Here is a 1,618-nt window from a genome sequence, read left to right as displayed (position 1 = left end):
GCGACGACCTCCTCGGTCCACGAACACCAGGCATCCACCCGCGACGGGTGGCGCGGTCAGCCCTCCAGCAGGAACCGCGCGACGACGTCGATCGTCTCCGGGCGCTCGGTCCACGGCCAGTGGCCGGCGTCGATCCGCACGACCGGGGTCGCTCCGCCGATCGCGGTCGCGAACGCGTCGGCGAACCGCGTCGGGATGTAGCCGTCGTCGGTCCCCCAGACGACCAGCGCGCGACCGGCGAAGGCGTCGAGGCCGCGACCGGCCTCGGCCAGCCGGTCCGGGTCCGCCGAGCGGTAGATCCCGAGCACGGTGCGGCCGGTGTGGCGCGCGAAGCCGTTGGCGATCTCGCCCGACAGCTCGGCGGGCACGGGGCTGCGGGTCAGCGGCGTCCGGTGGCGGGCGAGCCAGGCCGTCGCCGGACCGGGTAGCGCCATCATCGCCTCGCCGACCAGCCGGCGGCGCCACAGCCGGGCCATCGGGTGCCAGCGGTAGCCGGCGGTCAGCGGGACGGCGTTCATCACCACCAGCCGCGCGATCCGCTGCGGGTCGCGCAGGGCCCACAGCAGGCCGATCGCGCCCCAGTCGTGGACGACCAGGTTGACCGGGCCCGGGTCGAGCACGTCGAGCAGCGCGCCGAGCGCGTCGGCCTGGGCGTGCATGCCGCGCTCGGGGAGCGCGTCGGAGCCGCCGAATCCCGGCTGGTCGGGCGCGATCCCGCCGGTCCGGCGCAGGAACGGGATCCAGTCGGCGCCGCTGGTCGGGACGCCGTGGACGTAGAGCGTCGGGCGAGCGCCGGCGGGCGGCGTCGCCTCGCGCCAGGCGATCCGGCGACCGCTGATCGTCGTCGTCCGCTGCGCGATCCCGGGCATGCGCTGACACTACGTCAAGCACGCTCGCCCTCGTGGGTCGCGGCCGGGATGACTACCCTCCCGGACGTGACCACCCTGATGCTCGGCGAGGCGCTGGTCGACCTGGTCTGCGAGCAGCCCGTCGACCGGCTCACGGAAGCCCCGTCCTTCGCTCCGCGCTTCGGCGGGACCGTCGCCGGCGCCGCCGTCCACGCCGCGCGCCGCGGGGCGCGGATCGCGCTCGCCGGCGGTGTCGGCGACGACGACTGGGGCGCCTGGCTGCGCACCCGGCTGGAGGACGAGGGGGTCGACCTGACCTGGTTCCGCCAGGTCGCGGGCGAGCGGACCCCGGTCGCCTTCCGCACGGTCGACTCTGCGGGCGAGGCCCACGCCGACCTCTACGGCCAGTCCCTGGACCTGGTGATGGACGCCGTCCGGCCGCGGATCGCCGAGGCGGTCGACGCCTGCGACGGGCTGTTCCTGTCGGCGACCACCTGGTCGCTGCCGCCCGACTCCCGCGAGCGGCAGGTCGCGGAGGCCGCGCTGCGGCGCGCCCGCGAGCTGGAGCGCCCGGTCGTGGTCGACCTCGACGTCGGCCCCGAGCGGTTCGTCGCCCGCGACGGCGCCCGGGCGGCCGCGGCGACGCTGGTCCCCGGCGCGGCGCTGGTGATCGTCCGGCCGCGCGACGCCGGTCGCGTGACCGCCGAGGAGGACCCGGCCGCGGCGGCCGCGGTGCTGCTCGACCGCGGAGCCGCGATCGCCGTCGTCGG

Annotated in this window: 2 protein-coding genes; one reads left to right on the top strand and one right to left on the bottom strand. The window is 77.1% G+C overall.

Going from position 1 to position 1,618, the window contains the following annotated elements; translation table 11 throughout:
- Positions 1-56 precede the first annotated feature (56 nt).
- Positions 57-869: an alpha/beta fold hydrolase gene (locus PAI11_RS25165; protein ID WP_007579563.1), complete on the bottom strand. Its 813-nt coding sequence runs from the start codon at positions 867-869 to the stop codon at positions 57-59.
- A 66-nt stretch (positions 870-935) separates the two neighbouring features.
- On the opposite strand from PAI11_RS25165, the gene PAI11_RS23495 reads away from it, so the two are divergent.
- The coding region (locus PAI11_RS23495; protein WP_040601541.1) for a carbohydrate kinase family protein at positions 936-1,618 on the top strand (683 nt) is incomplete at its 3' end.

Origin of the sequence: Patulibacter medicamentivorans, assembly GCF_000240225.1 — a bacterium.
Taxonomy (GTDB): Bacteria; Actinomycetota; Thermoleophilia; order Solirubrobacterales; family Solirubrobacteraceae; genus Patulibacter; species Patulibacter medicamentivorans.
The sequence above is the reverse complement of the archived record's forward strand: the minus strand, read 5'-3'. Positions and strand labels throughout refer to the sequence as shown.

Coding starts and splice junctions, on each gene's coding strand:
- PAI11_RS25165 (WP_007579563.1), bottom strand. CDS start 869: ATGCCCGGGATCGCGCAGCGGACGACGACGATCAGCGGTCGCCGGATC.